Annotated in this window: 13 protein-coding genes; 6 read left to right on the top strand and 7 right to left on the bottom strand. The window is 59.0% G+C overall.

Annotated features, from left to right (window positions below):
* Positions 1–174: 174 nt before the first annotated feature.
* The gene (locus tag J4G43_RS17740) at positions 175–528 is read left to right on the top strand and encodes a hypothetical protein (RefSeq protein WP_208085780.1); all 354 of its coding nucleotides are present in this window, start codon (positions 175–177) and stop codon (positions 526–528) included.
* A 194-nt stretch (positions 529–722) separates the two neighbouring features.
* Here J4G43_RS17740 and J4G43_RS55975 read toward each other — a convergent pair whose 3' ends face one another.
* The 3 genes from J4G43_RS55975 to J4G43_RS55980 all read right to left on the bottom strand — a co-directional run bounded on the left by J4G43_RS55975 (position 723) and on the right by J4G43_RS55980 (position 3,271).
* Positions 723–863: a sugar transferase gene (locus J4G43_RS55975; protein ID WP_225005724.1), complete on the bottom strand. Its 141-nt coding sequence runs from the start codon at positions 861–863 to the stop codon at positions 723–725.
* 235 nt (positions 864–1,098) lie between these two features.
* Positions 1,099–1,929, bottom strand: a complete 831-nt coding sequence (locus J4G43_RS17750; RefSeq protein WP_208085781.1) for a Hint domain-containing protein — start codon at positions 1,927–1,929, stop codon at positions 1,099–1,101.
* 1,210 nt (positions 1,930–3,139) lie between these two features.
* Complete coding sequence (locus tag J4G43_RS55980) at positions 3,140–3,271, bottom strand: H-NS family nucleoid-associated regulatory protein (RefSeq protein WP_408581444.1); 132 nt, start codon at positions 3,269–3,271, stop codon at positions 3,140–3,142.
* 654 nt (positions 3,272–3,925) lie between these two features.
* Here J4G43_RS55980 and J4G43_RS17755 point away from each other — a divergent pair.
* The gene (locus J4G43_RS17755) at positions 3,926–4,288 is read left to right on the top strand and encodes an H-NS histone family protein (protein ID WP_135216960.1); all 363 of its coding nucleotides are present in this window, start codon (positions 3,926–3,928) and stop codon (positions 4,286–4,288) included.
* Positions 4,289–4,493: 205 nt separating this feature from the next.
* Here the strand turns inward: J4G43_RS17755 and J4G43_RS17760 are convergent, their stop codons facing one another.
* Both J4G43_RS17760 and J4G43_RS17765 read right to left on the bottom strand, forming a co-directional pair.
* Positions 4,494–5,972: an exopolysaccharide biosynthesis polyprenyl glycosylphosphotransferase gene (locus J4G43_RS17760; protein WP_225004942.1), complete on the bottom strand. Its 1,479-nt coding sequence runs from the start codon at positions 5,970–5,972 to the stop codon at positions 4,494–4,496.
* 788 nt (positions 5,973–6,760) lie between these two features.
* Positions 6,761–12,487: a DUF4082 domain-containing protein gene (locus tag J4G43_RS17765; RefSeq protein WP_208085783.1), complete on the bottom strand. Its 5,727-nt coding sequence runs from the start codon at positions 12,485–12,487 to the stop codon at positions 6,761–6,763.
* Between the two features lie 835 nt (positions 12,488–13,322).
* On the opposite strand from J4G43_RS17765, the gene J4G43_RS17770 reads away from it, so the two are divergent.
* Positions 13,323–13,691 (top strand): H-NS histone family protein, encoded by a 369-nt coding sequence (locus J4G43_RS17770; RefSeq protein WP_135216966.1) that lies wholly within the window; start codon positions 13,323–13,325, stop codon positions 13,689–13,691.
* 235 nt (positions 13,692–13,926) lie between these two features.
* Here the strand turns inward: J4G43_RS17770 and J4G43_RS17775 are convergent, their stop codons facing one another.
* Together J4G43_RS17775 and J4G43_RS17780 are read right to left on the bottom strand one after the other, a co-directional pair.
* Positions 13,927–15,069, bottom strand: a complete 1,143-nt coding sequence (locus J4G43_RS17775; RefSeq protein ID WP_135216965.1) for a polysaccharide biosynthesis/export family protein — start codon at positions 15,067–15,069, stop codon at positions 13,927–13,929.
* Positions 15,070–15,345: 276 nt separating this feature from the next.
* Complete coding sequence (locus J4G43_RS17780; RefSeq protein WP_135216958.1) at positions 15,346–17,658, bottom strand: polysaccharide biosynthesis tyrosine autokinase; 2,313 nt, start codon at positions 17,656–17,658, stop codon at positions 15,346–15,348.
* A 643-nt stretch (positions 17,659–18,301) separates the two neighbouring features.
* On the opposite strand from J4G43_RS17780, the gene J4G43_RS17785 reads away from it, so the two are divergent.
* From J4G43_RS17785 to J4G43_RS17795, 3 genes are read left to right on the top strand one after another with little or no spacing between them, the layout of a single operon-like run.
* Positions 18,302–18,625 carry a hypothetical protein gene (locus tag J4G43_RS17785; protein WP_135216957.1) on the top strand — a complete coding sequence of 108 codons (324 nt, stop codon included), beginning with the start codon at positions 18,302–18,304 and terminating at the stop codon, positions 18,623–18,625.
* Between the two features lie 49 nt (positions 18,626–18,674).
* Positions 18,675–20,825: a peptidase domain-containing ABC transporter gene (locus J4G43_RS17790; protein WP_135216964.1), complete on the top strand. Its 2,151-nt coding sequence runs from the start codon at positions 18,675–18,677 to the stop codon at positions 20,823–20,825.
* Positions 20,822–22,240: an HlyD family type I secretion periplasmic adaptor subunit gene (locus J4G43_RS17795; RefSeq protein ID WP_225004945.1), complete on the top strand. Its 1,419-nt coding sequence runs from the start codon at positions 20,822–20,824 to the stop codon at positions 22,238–22,240. Before J4G43_RS17790 ends, J4G43_RS17795 begins: the two co-directional genes overlap by 4 nt.
* The last annotated feature ends 144 nt before the right edge of the window (positions 22,241–22,384 follow it).

Below are 22,384 nucleotides of genomic sequence, written 5' to 3' on the forward strand. Positions count from 1 at the left end.
CGTGGCGTTCGCGGTTGAAGGTGATGGGGTGGCTTCGCAACCGAATCCTACGCCGCATCAGCGCTTTACACCACGCTCGCCAGCCTCTCAGGCGCCCTCTCGCGAATAAGACGGGTTAGATTCCTGCGCATATTGAGAGATGAACAAAAAATTTGAGCTTGGAGGGAGTTTGAGATGGACCCAATTGAGGCTCCTCTGCGTAACCTTGATGCAGCCATTAGATGTTTTTTTGTTCCGACACCGGCATTGAGTGATATTCCAACGCTGAAGGCCCAAATCGAGCTGCGGCGGCTCGCTCTGCGCGATCTCGAGTTGATCCGCTCGCGTTTGCGGCCATTGGTGCGAAGGCGCATCGAGCGCTTTGTTCCAGGGACCTGTGGCGCGGTTCGAAGGCGATCGGCATCCCGAAGCAGTAGCCTGCCGTGCGGTTTGCGCAGTGCGGGCGAGGCTCTCGCATTGAAGTCCGGGAGAAAAATCGAAGAATTCCGGATCGGCGATTCCGGCAGCAAGAGTCGTCGAAGAGCCTGAGTCCGGACGGGGCAGCGCCGATATCTACAAGATCGCATGTTGTTGGCAATTTCGCTTAGACTAGGCTGCCGGGGCGCGTCGGCCGAGAAGCAGGCCCACCCCATGCCCATGTCATGTTTCCGAGAATAGCGCCGTTTCCTCAAAGATCATGGCGCAGCATGATCCGAGCACATGTTTTAAAGCCCGGTGACGATTCATCCTGATATCGCCGTGCTTGAAAAGGCATTGTGCGGTCTCAATACCTCCATTGGAGTTCGCAGAAGGATCACCAGATCCAGCCGAAGGCTCCAATTGTCGATGTACCAGAGATCGTATGTGACACGCTCCTCGATCAGCTCCCTCGTCGGCGTCGTTCACGGCTGCCATGATCTGGGCCCAGCTGGTCAAATCCAGGCTCTTGACCCGGCACCATAGGCATATTGTTGCACGGCGAGGCTGGAACTCGGTGTCGTGGGCGTGTGGCTGTGGTCCGACGAGCAGCATGAAGCTGCGGTCATTGAAGCCGCAGCGTTGCTGTGACGTGATCACCAAGTCGCTTGCGGTTGTTTAACCGAGGTCACAAGCGCTCGTTCAGGCGGCCATCGGCAACAATGCTCGAGCCGCGATCCGGGTATAGGCGATTTGGATGGGATCGCGCATGTCGCCAAAACGAGAAGCCGCCAACCGGAGCAAGGCGCTCACCTCTGCCCGGCCGCCCTTGTAGCGGCAATGCGGTGCAAACGGCGGCATCACCTTATGTTCGCGGCCGTAAAGGTCTTCGTACTCGTCACGATTGTCCCAGGCGATCTGATCACCGGCGTACCGAAACGTCTCGGCCGCCGCGCCTTCGGCGAAGATCACTTGATGAGTGTCGAGTTCGATTGAGAAGTATTCGATGGTTTCCGACTTCTCCACACCGCGATCGATGGCGATCGAGCGTTCATTGACAAGATGTTTCACCGGGATCAGAAACCCATCGATCAGGAGCGAGTGTCCCTCAGATAGATACAAATCCTTGCGCGGCGTTTGATCATCCAAGGCAAAGCGTGCCACTCGGATCGGCATAACGCTCGGATGCCAGCGGGCTGACGCGTTCCTTCTGATCGTTCTTCGACCTATCCATTTGATCGGTATTGCACCGTTGGCCGTTATAACCAATTCGCCGATCGTCAAGTGTTCAATAGGCATTTCGCCGTGTACCGTTTGAATGAGCGTTCCTCGTCCAAAACAATGATGATCGCGGCCGCGATTCGGGTCGCCCCTAGGCAATATACCCAAGGCATCGGCGCTTTTGCTTGCAAGTAAAACAGATGGAATTACGATGCTCGACAGTCTTGCAGTGCCAGCAGCAGCGATCCCCATAAAGTGACGACGTGCAAGGCTTGCGGGTGGCGGAAGGCTCTCGCCGGATCTGCGTGCCATGGATGGTATTCCTAACTCTGATGGAAAAATTCCATCTCCGTCTTCTAATTAAATGTATTAAATCCTAAAAATAATAAATGTCAAATTTAAATCCGTGAAATCAAAGTGAGCTGCGCTGGCGCAAGCCATCGGCGAGCCCTCAAAGTGAAGAGCTCAGAGTGAGCAAATCCAGCCCGCTCTGCCCAGTGGATTGCAATGAGGGAGCGTCGCAATTTCGCTGAGGAGCCGGACGCAGGAGCCCGTTATTTTTAAACCGATAGAACACGCCACTCACATGATCTCGCACAGCGGCGCTGCGTGCCTGGTCCTGGATTGAAGCGGAGAACTTGTGTCAGCGTGTTGATCGCTTGCCGCAAAATTTGTACGGCGCAAGCGCGACACCGTTCTCAGTTCCCATTCGCGCAGTAGCGGATAATGTCTGCAGTGAATAGCGGAGTTAGTATTATTTTAAGACAATGGTGAGCGGGGCTTGCAGCAAGCCAAAAATGATATTAAATTACGCGGTGAGGGGTTCAGGTTACAGATATTGGAATAGGTTCGTTTGAGAAAATTAGTGCAGTGAGGTTCCCCCGGTTGATTAGCCGGCGTAGCTCATTTCAATGAAAATTCGGGATAAGGAGCGCCAGTGATGGATTCCCGCGCCGAATTTACGTTAGTTTGTAAAGCCTGCAGTTCCCTGAGTATTCGTTTCGATATTGCCGAAGGAGCTTCCCCCTCGACGCCCGTGCGATGTGGCCGATGCAATGCATTCCGCGGTACTTTGGGTCACCTGCGGATCCTTGCTAATGCTGGCAAGCGCGATGTATTTGGACTCCATCAGAATGCGAGGAGCGAGGCGCCGATCGCGAGAGGATGAAACAGGCTCCGGACGAGTGTCGGTTATTTTTTTGCTCTATTACTTACCTGAGATTTTAATTTTTTTTAGTATGGTATGAGGAATCGAGGCGATGACCGGCGTTCACGACTCTGGTAATATTTCCCTTTGGAGCTCCCTCCAAACGATCAGGCTGGCTCAGGCTCAGCTCTATCAATTGAATGGTGAGGGGGCGACTCCCACCATCATTTCTAGCCGCATTCACCTGTGTGACGTCCTTCTCGGCGAGATATCGGGCATTCGTGCCCGGCTCGCCAGACACATGGCTCACGCGCGCGAAGAAGAGGTGGGGGCCGGTCCGCAACTACACAGTTGATTGATCTCGGCAACGCACGCCTAGGCCGGCTTCTCGGCTCCTTTGTCGCTTGCTTGGATCGCTAGCTCCTGAAGCTTGTGCCCGGATTGCAGGGCGGCGGTCAACCACTGGGGCTGATTGCCTCGGCCGGACCAGATTTCGCTTGGTTGCATTGGGTTGAGGTACTTTGGAGGCGCCTTGCGAGACGGGCGACGCGCCCGATCGGTTCCGATTGTTAATTGACCGCTTTGTGAGACCGAGTTGGAGGGGGTGAGCTGAGCCAAACGCTTCTCCCAACTCTGGTTTCCCTGCCAGGATACTTTCCGACAGAATTTTGATGCGATTTAAGTTTGTAGTGTAGGGAGTTGGTAATGGACCAAGTTGAAGTCGCTCTTTCCGACCTTGGTGCAGTCATTGATAGTTTTATTACTCCAACACGCGAATTGCGCGATATCGCAACGCTGAAGGCCCAGATTGAGCTCCGGCGGTTGGCTTTGAGAGATATCCAGTTGATTCGCGCACGTTTACGCCCGTTGGTAGGACGGCGCATCAAGAGCTCGATTCGCAGGCCATCTGTCACGATTCGGAGGCGGCAGCGGCTGGCGTTTGCATCACGGAAGAGGGACCTTCTGCGCGGCGCTCTTAGTTGCGAGGGCTAGATACCGAACCGGATAGCCCAAAATCTAGGGCTCCGGGGCAGTTATTAGCATATTTAAATTACCGGCGCCTTTTCAGGCGCATAAACTACTTGAAAAAGAAGATTTGAGGTCATAAGTGACACAGTCACGAATTAAGTGACACAGTCACGAATGACGCACGGAACGAGCATGACGTTAACCAAGACCGAACTTGAGGCGATGTCGCTCGATGATCTCTGGTCCCTGCACGAGAGGATCAGCGCGATTTTGGCGACGCGTATCGAGGCGGAAAAGCGAGAACTGGAAAAGCGCCTGGCAGTCTTAAGTCGGGGCGTGTCGAGTTCTCCCGATGCGATGAGGGCCCTGCAGACGGAGAAGCCGCGCCGGAAATATCCGAGAGTGCTTCCGAAGTATCGCAATCCAAAGACATCTGAAACCTGGTCGGGGCGAGGAAAACTTCCTCGATGGCTTGTGGCAGCCATGAAATCCGGGAAGAAGATCGAGGAGTTTCGTATCGGTGACACTGGCGCCAAAGCCCGCCGAAGAGCCTGACTTCCGACATACGTAGACGGGCAAGCTTCCTCGACAAGTTTGCCGGAATTGCCAGTGATTGATCCCAGCGTCAGAGACGGTCGCTGGAGCTGCGCGCTGTCACCGCCCCGTTGCTCAGTGATCTTCGTTCAATGATCTTCGGTACGTCCGAAGGAGCGTCGAAAAAGAATCCAAAGCACGACGTAATTGCCAATCTCATTGCGCTTCAGAAGGCATTACGCGACCGCAGTACCTCCATTGGAGTCCGGAGTAGGATTGCCAAATCCAGTTGAAGGCTCCAGTTGTCGATGTACCAGAGATCATATGTGACCCGCTGTTCGATTAGCGCCCTCGTTGGCGTCGGCCCGCGGCTACCATGTATCTGAGCCCAGCCAGTCAGTCCGGGCTTCACCCGTCGCCGATAGGCGTACTGCTGCACGGCTAGGTCGAACTCGGTATCGTGCGCTATCGCGTGTGGTCGCGGTCCGACCAGCGACATGCTCCCCTCCAGCACGTTCAGCAGTTGCGGCAGTTCGTCAACGCTTGTCCTGCGAAGCCACCTTCCGACCTTGGTCACGCGGCAGTCATTGGCGACCGCCTGGGTAATTGAGCAGCCATCCTCCATCACCCGCATGGTGCGAAACTTGTAGATCGTAAAACCGCGGCCATTGAAGCCGCAGCGCTGCTGCCTGAAGAGGACAGGTCCGGCGGAGTCCAATCTGATGGCGGCTGCGATCAGCAACAGAGGAGGCGTCAGCAGGATCAGGCAAATTCCTGCTCCAATTACGTCGATGCACCGCTTTGCAGCGCGTTCGCCGTGTGTGAGGGGCCTACGCTGCACCTCGACACCGATGGCATTTCTGAAATCGCGCGTAGGGCGACCGAACATTTCCGCCCCGGCTCCGACTGGGACGAAGACGACAGGAATCGGCAAAACCCTAAGGTCTGCAATGAATTCGCGCAGTTCGTGCCATCGGTTCGGATCCGCCTCAACGATGACTTCTTCGATGTCGGTGCCTCGGGCATGCCTGATGACGAGATCAATCAGCCGCTTGCGATGATTTGAGCTCGCACCTGTTCGAGGCAGGCAAAACGATCCACCTACGCGAAAACCGAGTGCTGTGAGCGTCCGTGCCAGTCCGGTTTCGCCAGATCGCGCCTGATCGGTGAGCAGTATGACATTTCCGCCAGAGAATTTGCCCTCGCTGAGACCCTTCAACACCAGCGCCCTCACGAAAACGCGCTGTCCGATCAACATCACCAGTCCGAGGACAGGAAAAATAGCTCCGGCGCTGCGGAAGAGTTCTGATCCCAAGTTAAAGGCGCTGACGGCTGCGCCCAGTAGAAGGAATACGACTGCCCAGCACAGGCACACCGCATGGACTTGGTGTCCCAAATCAAGCAACGCGGACGGAGTATGCATGCTCCGCGTCTTCAAGAGCGAGACGCAAAGTGCCGAGACGACAATGGCCGAACCAGTCGCCCTGCCGATGTCGGTCGCGGTCGAGACATCATGGTTGGGGAAAAGCAGGGTAGAAACGATGCTGGCAATCAAGATCGCAAACAGGTCGCCACAAATCACAATTGCCTCGATTGATCTGTAGCTGATCGGCCATTTACGATTGGCCCTCATCATTGAGCTGAGGGACGATCTCGTCATCTCGCCGCGAGTGTCGATTGGGATAAAGCGACTCTTTGAAATCATTGGCGAATCTATTCGTTGCTACTATTATTTAATACAACATTAAATACGCCAAAATCGCCGGGAGCGCCAGCATAAAATAATTAAATACATTTAAATGCCCGGCCGCTTGGATCAGGATATCTGGGGCACTCCTGCGCAGGTGAGATTGGACCGCTCAGGTCGACAGCCCCTGAAGCGCCCACTTCCAGAAACCACGGCCCCCAAATGCATCAACCGACTTCCGTGGATCGAGCGCTGGGCGCCGCGTCGATCATCCAGGAGCGGGTCTCCGGGAGCGCGCTGCGTCGGAACCGCCAGCCGCTCGAGATCGAGACGTGCGCCTGGTCGGCCGGCGGCAACTAATCGCTCGGAAGACGAGAGCACGATCCTGCCCTTCTGGATGTCGATCGATCGGTGGATGAACTCTTGCTTGAGGTGGCGCCGTAGAAGCACGCGAAGGCCGAGCGGGAAGAAGGCACCCGCCTGGGCGCATGCCGGCGTGCGTCCACGTCGGACTTCGGTGCAGCGGCCAGGTCAGGATAGCGGTCAGCCGGGACGTTCGATGGGAAACTCCAGGGGCTCAGTGCCTCGGCTACCTACCGCAGAAGAGCGACTTTCGGCCGGATTGAACGCAGGGATAATTCGCCGGCGCGCCGCGCGCATCGGCAACTCCGAAATCTTGTCGATCGCCACGACTTCGAAAAAGTCGATCCACTCAACCAGGCCATCGAGGAACGGCCTCTTGCCGCATTGAGAAATCGGCTCTGCACGGTCGCGGCGGAGATCTTTGGTCTCCCACTTTCTCCAGCCTAGCCGACTACTTGTGGTTGGAACACAACATCGGCCCAGTAATTGGCGGAGTTGAACGTGTTGCTCGGAAACAGTCCGGTCGAGCTTGTGCCGCCATAGGCATAGACGCCGTTGCCGCCCGCGCTCGCGCTTGAGGGCGCCGACAAGGGCCCGTTGGTAACGGCGGAGCTGAAGAAGCCGCCGCTCGCCACATATGCACCCATGGTGTGATAGGAGGCGACGTAGGTCGTGTTGGCGTTTATGGCGATGGGCGTCGCGAGTTGAACCGTTTGCCAGCCACTCGCCGATGTACTGGTAAAGGTGGCGTTCGCGAGATTGGTACCGGTGGCGCTCCACAGATTGAGTATGTCGGTACCGGTGTCGCTCGCACTGCGGTAGAATTTCAGCCCGGTGATCGTGCCCGCGACGGAGGAGGTGAACTTCACGCCAAGCTCAAGCGGAGAGCCGTCATTGTAGCTGCCCGCAGGCGTATTGGAGGCGCTGAATAGGCTGACCGGCGCAGGCGGGGGCGTGGTGGACACGGCAATATTGAAGGACTCGCTGGTGGCTGCGCCCGCAAGGTCCGTTGCCGCGACCTTTATGCCGGCGGTACCGACATTGGCAGCCGTCGGTGTGCCGCTGAATGTGCGTGTGGAAGCGTTGAACGCGAGCCAGGTGGGCAGGGCAGTGCCGTCGGCGGACGTTGCCGTATAGGCCAGGGTGTCGCTGACATCGACGTCGGTGAAGGTGTTGGTGGGCAGCACCAGCGAGAAGGACGACCCGACCGTCGCGTTCTGGTTGGCGGTCTGACTCGCGAGCACCGGGGTATCGTCAGCGCCATGGATGGTGACGGTGAGCGTGGTGGTCGAAGTGAGGCCTCCGGTGTCGCGCATGGTATAGTTGAACGTGTCCGTCAACGTGTTCGTTGGCAGCCGCAATGCCTGCACGGCGGAATCATTCTCGTTGATGGTGTAGGTGAACGTACCGTTGGCGCTGAGCACGATGCTGCCGTGGGCACCGGCGAGCGCTGTGCCGAGCGTACCCGCCGTCGTCCCGAAGCTGACGGCGGTGACGGTCTTGGTGTCGCCGGTGTCGGGATCTGTGTCGTTGGTGAGGACGTTGCCGGTGGCGGGCGAGCCGCCTGAACCATTGGCAATGCCGCCCTTCTCGGTGGCGTCGGCGACGTCGGCGACCGCCGTCGGCGCAGCGTTCGACGAGCCGACGGCGATATTGAAGGTCTCGCTGATGGGAGCGCCCGCAAGGTCGGTGGCCGTGATCTTGATGCTGGCAGTGCCGATATTGGCAGCCGTCGGCGTGCCACTGAATGTGCGTGTGGATGCGTTGAACGCGAGCCAGGTGGGCAGGGCAGTGCCGTCGGCGGACGTTGCCGTATAGGCCAGGGTGTCGCCGGCATCGACGTCGGTGAAGGTGTTGGTGGGCAGCACCAGCGAGAAGGACGACCCGACCCTCGCGTTCTGGTTGGCGGTCTGACTCGCGAGCACCGGGGTATCGTCAGCGCCATGGATGGTGACGGTGAGCGTGGTGGTCGAAGTGAGGCCTCCGGTGTCGCGCATGGTATAGTTGAACGTGTCCGTCAACGTGTTCGTTGGCAGCCGCAATGCCTGCACGGCGGAATCATTCTCGTTGATGGTGTAGGTGAACGTACCGTTGGCGCTGAGCACGATGCTGCCGTGGGCACCGGCGAGCGCTGTGCCGAGCGTACCCGCCGTCGTCCCGAAGCTGACGGCGGTGACGGTCTTGGTGTCGCCGGTGTCGGGATCTGTGTCGTTGGTGAGGACGTTGCCGGTGGCGGGCGAGCCGCCTGAACCATTGGCAATGCCGCCCTTCTCGGTGGCGTCGGCGACGTCGGCGACCGCCGTCGGCGCAGTGTTCGACGGGGCGCCCGACGCGGACGGGATGAACACGACGTCGGCCCAGTAGTTGGCGGCGCTCCATGTGCTGGTCGGGAAGACGCCGGCGGCGTTGGTGCCGCCGTATGCGTAGACGCCGTTTCCGGTGGCGCTCGCCGTCAGCGGCCCGTTGGTGACGGCGCTTGTAAAGAAGTTGTTGGTTGCAACATAGGCCCCCGTGGTGTGGTAGGAGGCGACGTATGTCGTGTTGGCGGTGAGGGTGATGGCCGTCGGCAGGGCCACCGTTTGCCAGCCGCTGGCGGTCGTATTGCTGAAGACAACGCTCGCCAAATTTGTGCCGGTTGAGCTCCAGAGATCGAGAATGTCGGTACCGGTGTCGCCCGCACTGCGGTAGAATTTGAGCGCAGTGATCTGACCAGCTACGGAGGTGGTGAACTTGACTCCAACTTCGAGCGGGGTGCCGTCCTGGAAGGAGCCAGCGGGCGCGCTGGATGCAGTGAACAGGCTCACCGGCGTTTGTCCTGGCGCCACCACGGTAAGGCTGACATTGGCGGTAGCCGTGCCGCCGTGCCCGTCCGAAACCGTATAGGTGAAGCTCGCGTTGCCGGTATAAGTGGCGTCTGGCGTGAAGGTGATGGTGTTGTTCTGCGGATTGCTCTGCACGTTGAGCGTGACGGTCCCATGGGTGGCGCCGCTCACCGCGGTGACGGTCAGGGCGTCACCATTGGGATCGCTGTCATTGCTGATGAGGGATGCGGCGGTGATCGTGACCGGCGCGCCCTGAGTTGCCGTCGGGCCGACGTCGTTCGCTGCCACCGGCGGCTGGTTAGTCGTACCGCTGGCGGGGTTGAACATGACGTCAACCCAGAAGTTCGACGCCTGGTACGTGTTCGTCGGGAACACGCTGCTGCTGCCGTAGGCAAAGACGCCGTTGCCGCTTGCGGGCGCTGTCAGTGGACCGCTGGTTACGGCAGAGGTGAAGAAGTTGGACGTGTTGGAATAGTGGCCGACCTCGGTGTGATAGGAGACGGTATAGATCTGTCCGGGTGTCAACGTGATCGGAGTAGAGAAAGTCGCGCTCTGCCAGCCGCTGGCCGTCTCGCCGGTGAAGGTGACGGTTGCAAGCTTTTGGCCGGTGCTCGACCAGAGCTCGCCGGTGTGGGTGCCCGTGTCCTGGCTGCCCTTGTAGAACCGTACGCCGGTTGCGGTGCCTGCGGCCGCGGTCTGGAATTTTACCCCGAGTTCGACCGCGCTCGCGTCCGTGGTGTTGACGACGGCAGGGGTTGCGCTCGGCGAGAACAGTGAGACGTAAGTCGGTGCCGTGACGGTCACGGTGATGCCGGCTGTCGGCGTTTGAAGATTAACGCTGTCGTCCACGGCGCGCGTGCGGATGGTGTAGGTGCCGCCGACCTGTGGCGACCAGGAATAGGTCCAGTTCGTGTCGCCGACGGCCGTGTACCAACTTACGCCGTTGTCAGTCGAAACTTCGACGCCGGCGACCACGCCGCCGACGTCCGCGGCGGTACCAGATATCGTGACGATGGTTCCTGCCGTAACGGTTCCGAGCGGATTGATGGTGGAAGTCGGCGGAGTGTGGTCCGTCGAGGCGGTGGCTGCGACGAGTCCTGATTGAAGCGTGCCCGGCTGAATGCCCATGTCGGCGAGCAGGTTGATCATTGCCTGTTGCACACGCGGGTCGGTCGGCGTTTGCTCCAAATCGTGATTGTCGCTCAGCGCCCAGGGCCAAAAGACGGTCCCCGCACCAAAGACCAATGCACCGCTTGGTGCGCGATAGAGGGTCAGGCTGTGGGTCGAGACGCCGGCGCCGGTGGTGTTGCCGTAGTCGAGCAGATAGGTATTCACCGGCAAGGTCGTCGAGGAGAGCCGCACCAGGCCCGCAGGATCAAACCCATTGTCGACCGCGTCGTCCCACTCATAGCCAAGATAGTTCTGGACCAGCGACGCAGTCTGTCCGGGCTGCAGGTTTGCAATGCTGGTGTTGCGCCAGAAGCGTAGATCGGAATCGCTATAGGGGATTTGGATCGACTGGAGGTTGGTGCCGACGTCGTCGACGTCGAAAAGCTGTCCGGTGAGCGAGTTCTCCGGATTGCCGCCGCCGGTTGCCGGCGGGCTGAAACGCGGGTCGCGGAACGTGCCCGTCCATTGGTCGCTCGGGTCGATCGAGGAGTTTGCCCACGTCTCCTTGTACGAAATCAATGTGCGATAAGCGGTCGCATCGCTGCTGATGCTATTGCCCCAGCGGGTACGCCAATAAACCTCGTTGCCGCTCCAGAACATCAGGTTGACGCCGGCATCGCGCGCGGCCTCGACATTGGTGCGCTGCTGACCCGACCAGTATTCGTCGTGGCCGGCATCGACATAGGTCTTGTGATTGAGCAGCAGGCTGCCGAAGCGGTCGACGTCAACTCCCGCCATATAGGAGACGTCGTAACCGTTCTGCTCGAGCCAGGAGATGCCCGCGTATTCGGCGCCGAACAGATAATCCTGCGGCCCGGCATACGTGCCCACACCGCCCCGCGTGGCGATCGGACGATTATAGCTGACCGCGTAGGCGCGGCCGGCGCCTTGGCCGGTCGCGGGTCCGTTACCGCCGTAGAAATTGGCTCCGCCCCATCCATTGTAGGCCTGCCAGGTCTCATCAGAAGTTTGGAATACGACGTCGCTGTGACTGCTGTCGTCCCGCACGATGAAGGGGATTTCATTCTCACCCGCCGTTCCATCCAGACGCGTGAGCTTTGCGATGTAGACGCCTGACACGGCATCCGCCGGAACGTCCCAACTTGCCGAAACCGCCCAGTTGCCGGCGTCGACCAGTCCTGTCGTGCTGTCTCGCAAGGGCGCCGGCTGATTCTGCAGCCCGGTATGATCGATCGTCGCGACCTTCCGGGCGCCCATGCCGCCATAATATCCGAGGCGGTAGATATCGATCCTGTAGTGCGTCGAATCCGTGTCGATCTTGAAGTTGATCGTCGAGCCGTGATTGACGCTGATGTCCGTCGCGAAACCTTCGATGTTCGAGTCGCCCGCGCCGTCGATACCCCACTCGCTTTCAGGATTCCCCTGCTTCTGGTTCTCGAGGACGATCGGGTTGAGGGCTGTTGCTGCGGCCGTCGCGGTCGTTGTCGCATCAGCCGCGGTGAACGCTGACGTAGCCGCCGATCGGAGGCCGGATGATGCCGAAGGAGCTACCGCAGTCGTAACGGAGCCGGACAGAATCCCGATCTGGCCAGTCAGTGTGGTGCCAGTCTCCCCGCCGCCGCCGCCAGGCAGCTGCGTGTTCCAGTTCGCCAACGGTGCCACAAATTGCGTTGACATGGCGTCGCTGATGGAGCTGCCCATGAGGCCGACCTTGCTGGTCGGCACGAAATCAGCTCCGGATCCGCTGCTATGCACGATTTGGCCAGCCAACTGGGTTGAGTTGGTGTGGCCCTGGCTCATCACCTGGGTTGGGCAATTGATGTAGCCGCACGAACCGCAACAAAGTGGTGCGCTGGCCGGTGTGGCCACGGCAGAAGCCTTGGCGAACAAAGACCCGGTGAGGCCGCCAGCCATGGCCGGCGAGGGAGAGCCGTCGAGGATCACGACGGGATTCGACGTCGCGGAGATCGGGGCGGGGCCCCCTGCCGCCGGCCCAGCAAGTCCGACTTTCGCCTCTGCGAAGGACAGCGGCCCTATGAGCGCGGAGGCGTTCGCCGACTCTTCCTGCGACCGCGACAGGCCCCCAGACAAGAACCAATTCCAGTCTTCTGCAATAGACGCGTCCTCTGATTTCTTCCGCTGGGGAATCCGTTGCCAATTCTGAAACCCGGGCGCCATACGGCTCCAATCAGAAGCTTCCTGAAATAACTTCGTCATATCTATGTTCTCGCGAGAGAAGGGGGATAAGCCTGGACAAACGGAACGCGGCGACAGAGGTCGGGTCGGGCAGGTCCTGCAATGGCGGCTTCGATGTCAGGATACCGAGCGGCATCGGGCGATTGCATGCCCGCGCCAGGGGATCGTGAGTTCGCGACCAAGCGTGTGCCGGTTCGCGAACTCGTGCATCTCGATGCGCCATCCCGCCGCGATTGCAGGCTCGCCCTCGCAATGGTTACCCCGATCATGGCACCTTCCCGCAGGCCGCAATGCGACAGGCCGGTCACAGATTAATTATTGTTTAATATCATTCCATCTGTTAGTCGAGAATTAAATATGCGGCCATGTAATTAAATGCGGCTCATGTATTTGGGCGAAAGGGCGATGACGACCTAATGTTTAATGAGGTTGTTCTCGCGCCGATTTTCATGGGATTCGCGGCACTGCCGGACGTCCGGGCCTCAAGGCTCAAATCGAGGTCGACGTCTCGTCTTGAGAGATGCTGAAGTTCTTCGCTGCCGGTTGCGGCCGCTCATTTGCCTGGGAGGCGAGCGCTTCGGGGGAAAGGCGTGAGAGAGATTGCGCCAGTGGTCCGCATTCCCTGCCAACAGCCTGCGCGAGGCCGCGCCATCTACCTGCTTTTGAATCGCGCAATATATTCGATTGCGAGTTGTCCTCGCTTGGTACGTCTTCTGGAGTAGCTTGTCCCCACAAAATTGTGCAAATGACCGATTTTCCCAAAGTTTGCCTTAGTAAATTCTTGGTTTTTCCTTTATTGCAAATTAAACACGGAAATATGACGGCTCATTATATGGGCGGCGCCGGGGACAAGCGCATGTGGGGGAAAGAACTCGAACTCAAGTTCATGTCTATTGGTGATCTCTGGTCACTTCATGAGAAGATCAGCGCGATATTGTCGGCCCGGATGGAGGCCGAGAAGCGCGAACTTGAGAAGAGGCTGGCAGTTCTCAGTCGGGGCGTGGCCGACATGCCGGATTCGGGTGGTGCTCGTACGCTCCGAGGCGAAAAGCCGCGACGAAAGTATCCGAGAGTGCTCCCAAAGTACCGCAATCCGAAGACCTCCGAGACCTGGTCGGGACGCGGCAAGCAACCCCGGTGGCTTGTCGCGGCGATGAAATCAGGAAAGAAGATCGAAGAGTTTCGGATCAGCGAGAGTGGCTCCAAGGGCCGGCAACGCGCCTGATCCTGGAGGGCGACAAATCCTCGACATCAGGTCAGCACGTACAGCAGCTACGGAGTCGGATCAGCATCGTCAGGCCGACGGTTGCTGGGTCTATGTCCTTACCGGCATCGGATGCGGTTCAACCGGTAGGCAATCGGTAAAGAATGCTGGCCGATCGAGATAAGTCGCGACCTGACTGCGCCGCCCCGAAGCAGATGGGATTGTGATCATGTCGGCTCGGCGTCGCCGCCGCACACTATTGACTGGTAGTGGTAATCGGCTGGGGAGTCGTGATGACCGTGGTTGATCCGGTGCCGGCGGCAGCGGCTTTCAGCGCGTAGGCGTTGGTGGCGTAGATGATCGGGTCGTTTACGGTGGCCATGATCGTTCGCAGGAAGGTCAGGAATTTGGTGGTCTCGACTGACGCCGAGTTGGACGTGTAGACGACATCCTTATTCCGCATCTCAAAGGTTTGAGCGAGGAAATAGCCTGACGGATCGCGGAAATTGATCAGATAAATGACGGGAATGATCGGGCCCTTAAAGGGCCCGCAATCGACGCCCATTGCCTTGGCCACTTCCCGCGTTTCGCCCCGGTACAGGAAGACCGAGGATGGATCAGCCAATCCATCGTTCATGCCACCCTGCTTGCCGACCGCCTCGGCTAGCGAAACACGCCACGCGTCGAACTTGAATTGCCCCTGAAGGCCGGACGCGCCGAACGCGACAAAGGTTTGCGGTTGGCTGTAGAGATAGATGATGTCGTTCGGCAGCACAAAAATATTGTTGGAAGGCTCGTACATCAGTGCGCCGAACGGAACGCTTGCCCGGTGTCCCGTGCGCTCGAGCGACACCCACATGTCATAACCTTGCGTTATGGGGCCGCCGGCGCGCGCGACGGCATCGACAACGCGCTCACCGGACGGGCTGGCGCGGAAGCGGCCTCCGGCCCGCACGTCGCCAAGGACGCTGATCAACGACGTGTTCTGCTCGGCCAAAGCCACGATAACTTGTGGTTCGAGGGCTCGGCCCTTGAGTTTGTCCGTGATTTCGTCGCGAATCTCCGAAGGGGTGCGGCCCAGTGCCCGGATGGTGCCTGCGTAGGGAACAGCAATATAACCCTTCTCGTCCACGGCCTGGTTTGGAACCGTGACGAAGTTGCCGGCGCGGACGCCGGCGTCGGAGGTAAAGAGGCCGCCAGCTCCGGATTCGAATATGGTGATGCTGACCGTGTCGCCCACGCCGAAGCGGAATGCCTTGGGAGGCGTCTTGGCGGCAAAGGCCGTGGACAGCCTTGGTGTATAGCGGCCGAGAACTTCGACAACCTCGGGTGTCAGCTTGACCAGGGCGTAGGGGAGGGCGGCGGCCTCAAGTCCTTCCGAGGCCGATCGGACGTCCATCGACAATGGCCCGGATCCAGGCGTGATGATGCACCCGGCGCTAGATAGCGCCAGGAGAACAGCAACAATCCTCCCGCATCCTGGCAGCGCGATAATGGCTAATACTCCCCAAGTGTCGTCCGAGTATGAATTCCAAGTATGTACAAAGTACATTTATACGTGATTCAGACCAGAGAATCATCGCGGTTACCTGAAGGGCAATCGGTGATTGTTGCTAATCTGCAACATGATGGAACAGGGCGCTGCGCCCATGATCCTTGGCGGGGTATGAATTGGTCAGTTTGAGCCGGTCAGCCCGTAGCGGATATAGTGCTCGTCCCGATAGTAGTCCCTGCATTGCGTGTCATAGCGCGACATTGCCTTGATGTCGGTCTTGTTGAGAACCGCCCCAATAAGGCACTCGTAAACATTCGGGGCCGTGTGCAGTGCATGCTTGACGACCTCCACCTTCGTCTGCCCCCATTCCACCACCAGGACGTAACAGTCGATGAAGGTTGTCGTCGAACGAACGTCGACCAGCGGGGTCAGGGGCGGAAGGTCCACGATGACGTAATCATACGTCGAGCGTAGCTGATCGAATAGTTTGCGCATCGAGTCCGCGGCCAACACTTCGCTGGTGTGGAGCACCGGCATTGGGCTGACCGCCGGGAGAATCGCGAGGTTTGTCTTTTGATCCCGCCAGATCGTCTCCTCGAGCGATCTGTTATGGCTGATGACGTCGACGATACCCGTGGTCGCGTTCGCGGCAAGACTGGCCGAAAGTGACGGATTCCTGAGATCTCCATCGACGACGATGCAGCTCTTGCCGCTATGGGCGATGAGCTGGGCGAGCGAGGCAGCAATCGTCGTCTTCCCCTCGTTCGGCAGGGTGGAGGTGATACCGATCACCTTATTGGAGGCTTTGCTGGGATTGAGATCTATGGCGAGTTTGATGGCGCGGATCGACTCGGCATACCGAGATAATGGCTTGCCGACCACCGTTCCGTGGAACGTTGAACTGCTGGAAACTCTCCGCCGCCGCATGTCGTGGTCGAGGCTCCAAGCCCACGTCCTTTTAGCTCGCAACGCCGGCACCAGTGACAGGCAAGGCAGTCCCAGCGTCGATTCGATCTGCGCGGACGTGCGGAAGACCCGATCCATCATCTCCCTGAACAGGCCCAGTCCCAGGCCCAAGCCGAGGCCGCCGACCAGGCCCAGCGCCATGACCATTGCGCCCTTCGGCTTGCTCTTGCTCTGCGGCGGCACCGCGAGATTCATCACCCGGGCCTCCGCGATCGGAAAGCTCTCTTGCTGCGCTGCCCCCACGTAGCGCTGCAGGAATGTATCGTGCAGGCTGCGCAAGCTTTTTGCCTTGCTTTCCAATTCGCGGATCGTGATCTCAGCCAGATTTGTCGAGCGGGACTGCTCCACGGCCCCCGACATTTGCTTCTCAATCTCCTGCTGTCGCTGCTTGGCGACCTCGAATTCGCTCCGGCTCGTCTCCGCATATCTCTTGACCTCGTCAAGGATAGAGCCGCGGAGCTCGCGCATCCGGTTTCGCAAGTTGACGACCGCGGCGTGGTCGCGGCCAAATCGTGGTACCCACTCGGCTACGCGTCGCTCGAGTTCGAGATATTGCTGGCGAAGGCTGGTGATGATGGGGCTACTTAGTGCGTCGCTGCCCGCTGCATCCAAATTGCCGATCGACGGCGAGTTTGCCGGATTGGCCTCCAAAATTGCCTCGTAACGGTTCAGCTTGGCTGCAGCATCGGACGTCTGCGCACGAGCGGCGACCAATCGGCTGCTGAGATCGGTGATCTGCTGATCGTCGATCGGCTTTCCCCCAGTGGAAATCAAGTTGTTCTTGGACTTGTAGGCGCTGACAGCGCGTTCAGCCTCGAGCGCCTGCTCTCCGAGCTCCTGCAGTCGTTCCTGCATCCAAGTCCTTGCCCGGCGATTTGTCTCCAGCTTCGCTTTCTCCTGATCGGCGAGATAGACTTTCGCGATTGCGTTGGCGATCTGGGCAGCTCGTATTGGATTGCTCGAACTGAAGTTGATCTCGATGAGGTTGCTGAAACCGATCCGGTCCACCACCGTGCGCTTTTGAAACGTAGTGACGATCCCTTCCAGTGGCTCGCCGGTCGGAGCGGGCTGCAGATCGTCCGGCGGCGACGGCAACAAGGCCGCGCGAAGCCGCTGCCAGTGGGAGGGCGAGGACGGGGGCGGTTGCTTGAAATCTGGGTCGTCGGCGAGTTTGAGCTGATTGATGACCTTGATCGCCATTGCTTTCGATTTGAGGACCTGGACCTGCGTTTCGAACAAGGTGAGGTCGAAGGCCGGCTCTGCCAGAATGGATTGTTGCTGGATGAACTGTGTCTTCGCGTTCTCAAGCATGACCTGGACCTGGGCGGTATAGGTCGGCGGCGTGATCAGCAGATAGATCAGGCTAGCGGTCAATCCGAGTACGGCTGCAAGAATGAGCACCAGGTACTGCCGCCAGAGAAATCCAAGGGCGGCGCTGATGATTTCGCCGATGCCGCCGCCTTCGGCTTCATCATTGAAGGCAGGTGCGCGGAGCCTGTCAGTTTGCAGCATATTGGTCTGGAGCATTCCGTTCGCCTCTGCCGCTTGTTAATCTCGCCGGGCCAGCCGCCAGCGTAGTTTGGTATGGCCGCCGAATGCCATGCTGCCCTGTATTTAAAATATACTGAAAAATCACCCTCGTTCAAATGAATTAAATGCGCTCTAGTTAATTTCGGTGGTGCCGGGGAGCCCGCCGGCAGGCGAGGCGGGGCATAATCGTTCTCAAAACGGGAATCTGTTCATGCTTGACGTGGGCGAGACGGATATTTGCTTAGTCATTCGCGGAAAGCAGGATTGCCGATCGAATTGAAGGAACTTCAGCTTGCGGGAGGACCTAGATTAATCGTAATAATTACACGGATGCCGAATTGAGAGATAATCAATTGACAATTAATTCGCCGCGATATTTATTTATTTGCAGAAATATTGGTGGTGATTTCAGGTGTCGGAGATGCTGACACAAGAGCCGGGTTGTCTGTTTTGACCGCTCCGATGCACGGTTTTACGGCGCCCTGCAATTTTTCCGTGAGTGTCGGACGGATATCGAAGCAACAACAGGCCGGCTTTGAAGCGAGCGGCCGCCCTGGATCCGTGACTATCGTCGGCGTCGAACCCTTGGCTGCAGGCCGACGCGCGATTCGAGATCGAGTTCGCAGCATTGGAGGCTTCGATGCATGCCGAACTTTATACTGACGGAGTGGAGGAGATCACCGTTGGCGGATCGATCGTCCGGGTTGACCTGGTCAGTCTTTCGCCGACCGAACGCGATGCCAACAATGCGCCGAAGAGGGTGTTCCAGCAGAGGCTGATCTTTTCAGTGGAGTCGTTTGCGAACTCGGTCGAGGTCATGCAGAAGGCGCTGCAGGGGTTGATCGACGCCGGCGCGGTGCGGCGCAACCAGCCGAGCCCTCCTGGCCAGTCTCACACTATTACGGCAGAACGCGATCCGTCTGGCAGCCCTCGGTCCCCAAATGTCTCAAGCAATTTCCGTTGAAGCCGAAGTCACGGGCTCGGGAGCTCCGCCTGTGAGCGCTGATGAGGCCCTGCGTCCGGCATTGCGGACAGAACTGGAATGCCTTGCAAAGGCCGCCGCCTATCACGGCGTTGACCTGCCGGTCGAACGCCTCAAGCACACCTATGTCATCGACGGGACCCCGGTCTCGACGACCCGGTTGCTGCGCATAGCGAAGGAGGCTGGCCTGCGCGCAACGCCTACGAATCTCGATTGGGGGGCGCTGTTTCGGTTGGGAGAGGCTTATCCGGCGCTGCTCCGACTTTCAAACGGCAACTGGATCGTGGTTCTCGGGGCAGGTCATGGGGCCGATGGCGCCGAAGCGGTCAGTGTGTTCGATCCGCTCGCCGAACGCCGGGATGAGCCTCTGATCGTCGCTAGGGATAAGTTCTGTACCAGTTGGGGCGGCGACGCCGTCCTGATCAAGCGCGAGCGGCTTGCATCGGATCATCGTCCGACGTTCGGGCTACGCTGGTTCATTCCCGAATTGGCGCGTCAATGGCGCTTGTTCGTCGACGTCGCGATCGCTGCCATTATGCTCTATGCACTGGGTCTTGCGATCCCGATATTCTTCCAGCTCGTCATCGACAAGGTGCTCGTGCATGAGAGCTTTACCACGCTCTATGTGCTGGCGGGCGGCGCGACTGCCGCGCTGGCGTTCGACGCAATCTTCGGATTTCTGCGACGCTATATTCTGCTTTATGCGACCAACAAGGTCGATATTCGTGTCGCAACCAAGACGTTCGGTCATCTCCTCGGTCTGCCCGTGACCTTCTTTGAGCACATTTCGGCCGGCATCCTGGTCAAGCATATGCAACAGGCAGCGCGAATTCGCGAGTTCCTGACCGGTCGTCTGTTCCTGACGACACTCGACGCGCTGTCCCTGTTCGTTTTCCTTCCGGTGCTGGCGCTCTATAGTCTCAAATTGACATGCATGGTGCTTGCCTTCACTGCGGCCAGCGGCATGGTCGTCGTGCTCCTGATGGGACCGTTCCGTCGGCGTCTTTATAACCTCTACCAGGCGGAAGGTGCGCGGCAGGCTCTGCTGGTCGAGACCGTGCACGGCATGCGTACGGTGAAGTCGCTGGCGATGGAACCGCTGCAGGGCAGGGTCTGGGACGATCGCTGCGCGCAGTCAGTGACAATGCGGTTCGGCGTTGAGAAGATTTCTGCCGTGGCCCAGTCTACCACCGGTTTTCTCGAGAAGATGATGACGCTCGGCATCATTTCGCTTGGAGCGCTGGACGTCTTCAGCGGCGAGATGACCATCGGCGCGCTGGTCGCCTTCAACATGTTGGCAGGACGCGTGTCGGGACCACTGGTCCAAATGGTGACAATGGTTCACGAGTATCAAGAAGTTGCCCTGGCGGTGAAGATGCTGGGCGAGGTAATGAACCAGAAGCCCGAACGCGACGGCAATCGCGAGGGGCTGCGGCCCGAGTTCGCCGGCAAGATCGATTTCGAGAATGTCTCGTTCCGCTACGGATCGGAGGGCGCGCCGGCGCTGGATGACGTCTCCTTCTCCATCACGCCGGGGTCGATATTCGGGATCGTCGGCCGAAGCGGCTCCGGCAAGACCACGCTGACGCGGCTCATTTCCGGGATGTATCCGGTGCAGCAGGGCTTGCTGCGGGTCGACGGATACGATTCGAGGGAGCTCGATCTCACTCATCTGCGCCAGAATCTCGGACTGGTACTACAGGACAACTTCCTGTTTCGCGGCACTGTTCGCGACAATATTGCCTGCGTGAAGCGCGACGCGACCTTTGCCGAGGTCGTCCGCGCAGCGCAGCTTGCGGGCGCCGATGAATTCATCGAGCGGCTTCCACGCGGCTTCGACACCATGCTCGAGGAGGATGCCTCAAATCTGTCCGGCGGACAGAAGCAGCGCCTTGCGATTGCCCGGGCGCTTATCGTTAACCCCCGCATCCTGATCCTAGACGAGGCGACGAGCGCGCTCGATTCCGAAAGCGAGTTGATTATCCGGCGCAATCTCCGCCGCATCGCCGAGGGACGGACCGTCATCATCGTCTCGCATCGGCTGTCGATGCTCTCAGACGCAAACCAGATCCTGGTGATCGATCGTGGCAGGATCGTCGACGTCGATCATCACGATCGGTTGCTGTCGAAGTGCATGATTTACCGGCATCTATGGAACCAGCAGACGAAGCAGGTCGCATGACCAAGCCTGAGAAATCCCGCGGCGATGCAAGCACTCAAGCGCCGATGACCGAACGGCGGCGACGCGCGCTGTTCAGACCCGCCAGACACCGGCCTCCGGTGGTGACGGAATTCCAATCCGACGCGATTGAGGTCGAGAATCGGGCTCCACCGCGCATCGCCCGCATGACGCTCTATTGTGTCCTGGCGTTGATACTCGCCGCGATCGGCTGGGCATCGGGATCGCAGGTCGACATGATTGTGACGGCCCAGGGCAAGCTGGTCACCACGCGCCCCAATCTCGTCGTTCAGCCGCTCGAAACCTCCGTTGTCCGCGAGATACATGTCAGGCCAGGCGACCGGGTCAATCGCGGAGACCTGCTGGCAACGCTCGATCCGACATTCTCGCAAGCGGATCTGGACCAGTTGCGCGGCAAGGTTGGGGTGTTCAATGCCGGGATCGACCGTCTCAAGGCCGAAGTGAATAGTGAGGACTATGTCATCGGGCAGTCCATCAACGCCGATCAGGTCCTGCAGCGCAAGATATTCCTGCAGCGCAAAGCGACTTACGATGCTCAGATGGAAAACTACGGCGCGCAGATCGCCTCTGCTCGCGCGAACCTGAAGACTGCACAGAACGAAGAGGCGGTGCTCGTTCAGCGGCTCGAGACGATGAGGTCGATCGAGGTCATGCGTGCGACGCTGATGGATAAGGAAGTTGGCTCGAAGCTGAATTTGCTGCTCTCGCGTGACGCTCGTCTTGATGTTGAGAGCAATCTGGCGCGTACTCGCGGCAATATGGCCGATTATGAGCATCGGCTCGATAAGGCCCAGGCAGACCAGAAGGTCTACGGCGAGGAGTTTCGCAAGACGGCTTATCAGGACCTCGTGGAGATGCTCGCGAAGCGGGACAGCGCCTCCGAAGACCTCAAGAAGGCCGAGCTTCGCCGGCAATTAATCGTGCTGAAGGCGCCGGCCGATGCGATCGTGCTGGATATTGCAAGCCGGACAGTCGGTTCGGTCGCCCGTGAGGCCGAGCCGATGTTTGTGCTTGTCCCCCGCGATGAGCCGCTCCGGGCTGAGGTCAATGTCGAGGGCAAGGACATCGGTCGGGTTTCGGTAGGCCAGCCCGTGCGGATCAAGTTTGATGCCTTCCCGTTCCAGAAATACGGGACGGCCAAGGGCGAGGTGCACGTCATCAGTCAGGACGCGTTCCCGCCGGATCCGAAAGCCGAAGGTGCGCGCCACGCGACCGCACCCTATTACCGCGTATTGGTCGACCTGTCCGACACTCACCTTCGGCTGCCGGAAGAGCGCGCTCAATTTATTCCGGGCATGGCGGTGACCGCCGAAATGAAGGTCGGACGGCGCAGCGTGATATCCTATTTCCTCTATCCGTTGCTTCGTGGATTGGATGAGTCCATTCGCGAACCCTAGAGATTCCCGGAGTTTTGGCTTGACGCATTTTGTTGACGCGAACCGACCTCTACTTCGCTCGAAGACGTCATAAGTGCACGCCTGCCGCAGCAGAAACCGTCAACATGGCATTGACAGTTTCTTGCGGGGGAAGACTTCGAGCGG

This window comes from Bradyrhizobium barranii subsp. barranii, assembly GCF_017565645.3.
Lineage (GTDB): Bacteria > Pseudomonadota > Alphaproteobacteria > Rhizobiales > Xanthobacteraceae > Bradyrhizobium > Bradyrhizobium barranii.

Bases quoted from the DNA above. Each gene is read 5' to 3' on its own strand.
- J4G43_RS17775 (WP_135216965.1), bottom strand. From the start codon at position 15,069: ATGGACGTCCGATCGGCCTCGGAAGGACTTGAGGCCGCCGCCCTCCCC.
- J4G43_RS17750 (WP_208085781.1), bottom strand. From the start codon at position 1,929: ATGGCACGCAGATCCGGCGAGAGCCTTCCGCCACCCGCAAGCCTTGCA.
- J4G43_RS17795 (WP_225004945.1), top strand. From the start codon at position 20,822: ATGACCAAGCCTGAGAAATCCCGCGGCGATGCAAGCACTCAAGCGCCG.
- J4G43_RS17740 (WP_208085780.1), top strand. From the start codon at position 175: ATGGACCCAATTGAGGCTCCTCTGCGTAACCTTGATGCAGCCATTAGA.
- J4G43_RS17760 (WP_225004942.1), bottom strand. From the start codon at position 5,972: ATGATTTCAAAGAGTCGCTTTATCCCAATCGACACTCGCGGCGAGATG.
- J4G43_RS17785 (WP_135216957.1), top strand. From the start codon at position 18,302: ATGCATGCCGAACTTTATACTGACGGAGTGGAGGAGATCACCGTTGGC.
- J4G43_RS17780 (WP_135216958.1), bottom strand. From the start codon at position 17,658: ATGCTCCAGACCAATATGCTGCAAACTGACAGGCTCCGCGCACCTGCC.
- J4G43_RS17765 (WP_208085783.1), bottom strand. From the start codon at position 12,487: ATGACGAAGTTATTTCAGGAAGCTTCTGATTGGAGCCGTATGGCGCCC.
- J4G43_RS17755 (WP_135216960.1), top strand. From the start codon at position 3,926: ATGACGTTAACCAAGACCGAACTTGAGGCGATGTCGCTCGATGATCTC.
- J4G43_RS55980 (WP_408581444.1), bottom strand. From the start codon at position 3,271: ATGCAACCAAGCGAAATCTGGTCCGGCCGAGGCAATCAGCCCCAGTGG.
- J4G43_RS17770 (WP_135216966.1), top strand. From the start codon at position 13,323: ATGTGGGGGAAAGAACTCGAACTCAAGTTCATGTCTATTGGTGATCTC.